This is a genomic window from Moorena bouillonii PNG (assembly GCF_001942495.1).
Lineage (GTDB): Bacteria > Cyanobacteriota > Cyanobacteriia > Cyanobacteriales > Coleofasciculaceae > Moorena > Moorena bouillonii.
On sequence record NZ_MKZS01000001.1, the window covers coordinates 2,739,317 to 2,742,462 of the forward strand.

Annotated in this window: 1 protein-coding gene and 1 pseudogene; one reads left to right on the forward strand and one right to left on the reverse strand. The window is 41.6% G+C overall.

Annotated elements, in window-relative coordinates; all coding sequences use genetic code 11:
- Window positions 1-862: 862 nt before the first annotated feature.
- The gene (locus BJP37_RS36255) at window positions 863-1,864 is read left to right on the forward strand and encodes a CBM96 family carbohydrate-binding protein (RefSeq protein ID WP_075898827.1); all 1,002 of its coding nucleotides are present in this window, start codon (window positions 863-865) and stop codon (window positions 1,862-1,864) included.
- Window positions 1,865-2,154: 290 nt separating this feature from the next.
- Here the strand turns inward: BJP37_RS36255 and BJP37_RS11240 are convergent.
- A pseudogene (locus BJP37_RS11240) lies at window positions 2,155-3,146 on the reverse strand (RNA-guided endonuclease InsQ/TnpB family protein); the annotation flags it as partial.

Genomic DNA, 3,146 nt, shown 5'->3' on the forward strand with positions numbered 1-3,146 from the left:
TCACCCCACACCCCACACCCCGTAAAGCTTTTAAGGCTGTTTGTCACCCCGTCAGAGGGAACGCGCACCTGAAGTTCACAACCGGCTGATTCAACTAATTATCGAATTTTTTCTCCTCTCTTGGTGCGCGTTCCCTAGGCGTTCGCGGAGCAGGGACCTAGGAGTTGGAAACGTCCCGCCTTGTCGCACCGCTATGTAAACTAGCTTGTCTGGCTTATTTTTATAAATTTGTTCTAGAAACTATTGCCTTTTTTATTCATTCATTTCTCGATAACCGTAAATTTTTTTTATCGGGTATAACCGATTTTTTTAAAGGCTTTACCTATAGTCCTATCACTAATATTTTATGACCATGCTTATGCCATTTGATTCTGATTTGAGCTACCATGAGATGGCACAAATTACCTAAATCTATCTAAATCAGCTATTTTCGTATTATATCCCTTTTGATAACCATAGTTTGGGCTATAATATGTTTAATTTATCTTTTTTTTTCAGAGCTTAATTGTATTTATGATTTTTTTAAATAAACGAATAGCTTGAGTTTTTACCATGCCATCGTCGATAGCACTAATCACTTTTTTTCTTAAATCGTAACTGTAAGGAACTGGCATTTGATTAATTGATTAACAATACTTTACTTTATTAGTATGTACTAAGCTTTCCTTTGACTGCTATAACTATAGGATTAATAGACAAAGATAACAGGGAATAGTAGTCAAGATATCCGAGGAGTTTTTGGTGTTATGATAAAGCGATGCAGCGCTTTTGCAATTAGGCAAAATTCCGGATAAAATTCCCACACTTCCCGCGCCCGGGTTCCACACTTCCCACACTTCCAATCTTTTTTACAAATATTTAGATGCACCTATTGCTATATAGTATAGATGCACCATTATTGTTAACCCAATTACAACAACGTCACATGGTACCTAAATCTCTCAGAAGTCTATGGGCTTTTCTGCTGAGCGCGGTTTTGATAATTCCTGCCGTGATGCTCTTCCCCGCTCCAAGCCAAGCCATGGTTAACGCTGAAAGCGAGAGCATACAAAATGTAGACAAACCCCAAGTAGCACCAATCAATGCCAATGTTCAACTAATTACTACAGCAGCGGGCAATGGAGCAGACACCTTTATCCGAGGTGGTTCCTACTCTAGTAAGAACAATGGAACAAACGGTAAATTAGTCGTCAAGCTTGATAACACCGTCTCTTATAGCCGCAAAACTTACCTCCGATTTGATCTCAGTGAGCTGAATGATGGTATTGATGATGTGAGCCTGAATTTGAGTACGATAAACCTTCCCAACACCAAAGGATCTATTGAGTTTTATGGCTTGAATGATGGAGTAGAGGAAAATTGGTCTGAAACCAAAACCACTTGGAATAACGCGCCGGGTAATGATACTTGCTCTACCAATTTATTTCTCTCAAACCAAACAACTTACTTAGGGAAACTCCCTGCAGCTTCTATAGCGACAGGAGATTCTTTTAGCTTTAACTCACCTGAGTTACTAGATTTCATCAAAGGTGATACTGATCACATAGTGACTATTCTGATTAATCGTGCAGAATATAAAGCCCCAGATGCCTATATCGTTTTTGCGTCTAAAGAAAGCACTGAGTATAGCCCTCCTACACTAATGGCTACTCTGAAACCTGCTGTTCAAAGCAACCCTGAAACTGATACAGCCAATCTTTTTGAGCTTCCCGATTGTGTGAATTCCGATTGTAACTGCTCGGATTTTAAGACTCAGGAAGAGGCACAGGCTGTGTTTAACTACTTTGGGGATGATCGTTTCCGTCTAGATGGGAACAAAGATGGTCTTGCTTGCACAAGTCTGCCCCATGCCAAAGCTCCATAACCTTTATTCCTCCACGACTTACCAATGTTCTAGATCGCTCTTATAGCACTACGCATTCAGGTGTTTGAGATTAATATAAGCAGCAAAAGCTATCGCTGTTAACTTTTGCCTGTTGCCTGTTGCCAATGCCATTGCGCGTAGCGCTATATTGAAACCAATCCCAATTCTCAGCAGGAGGATTGGGTTTAGCCTCACATTCCGCACTTCAAAGTAAGTACCTAGGCACAAGTGAACTACCTACACTGACCCGTTGGGTACAGTGTAGGCTTCCAGCTTGGCCTTTGGCCACGCTACGCGAACACGGAAGAATGCCTTAGCTTAGACGGACGCCCTCGCTTTGGTCTTACTTCTTCTCCACTGGCGTTGACCTCCCCCGTCCCAGAGGAGGATAGCATTCTGATCCCTTCTGCTCTAATATTCTTAGCTGCATTACCATCCCTATCGTGATGAGTGCCACAGCTTGGACAAATCCAAGACCTTACATCTAGCGGCAACTCTTTGATTAGGTAATGGCAATTAGAGCAGGTTTTGGAACTGGGGAACCACCGATCTATCTCGACCAGTACTTTTCCTTCTTTTTCGCATTTATAAGAAAGGAAATTTACAAAGGTTCCCCAACTCAGATCAAATATTGCTTTAGCTAATTTGTGGTTACGTTCGCGAAGCGTGCGCGTAGCGCACAGCATGCCCTTGACGTTTAGGTTTTCGACTACCACTACCTGGTTTTGATCTACAATCTTTCTAGATAGCTTGTGCAGGTAGTCTTGACGGACATTTCCAATACGTTCATATACCTTAGCTACAATCTTACGTGCTTTTATGCGACCATTACTACCCTTCTTTTTTCGGGCTGCAATGCGTTGTTTTTTACCTAGCTTTTTTTCGTATTTAGCTAAGTGCTTGGGATTGCTGAATTTAGAAGTCTTATCGCCATCGTAGGTGATCGCAAAATCCTTGATACCCAAGTCAATGCCAATAACTCTTCCGTCCTTAGAAGGCTTTAATTCCTTGGAATCGTACTCCATCAAAACAGAGGCATAATACTTACCAGAAGGATCTTTGCTAACCGTTACAGTCTTGATTGTTCCATCTAGTGGACGGTGAATTACTGCTTTAACAAATCCTAATTTTCCGGGAAATTTAAGACAGTCACCTACTTGCTTGACTTTCTGGGGGTACTGAATTGATTGGCGATGATGATATGACTTAAATCTAGGATATTTCGCCCTACCTTGGCCTATGGCCACGCTTCGCGAACAAAAAAGTTCTGATATGCACGGCT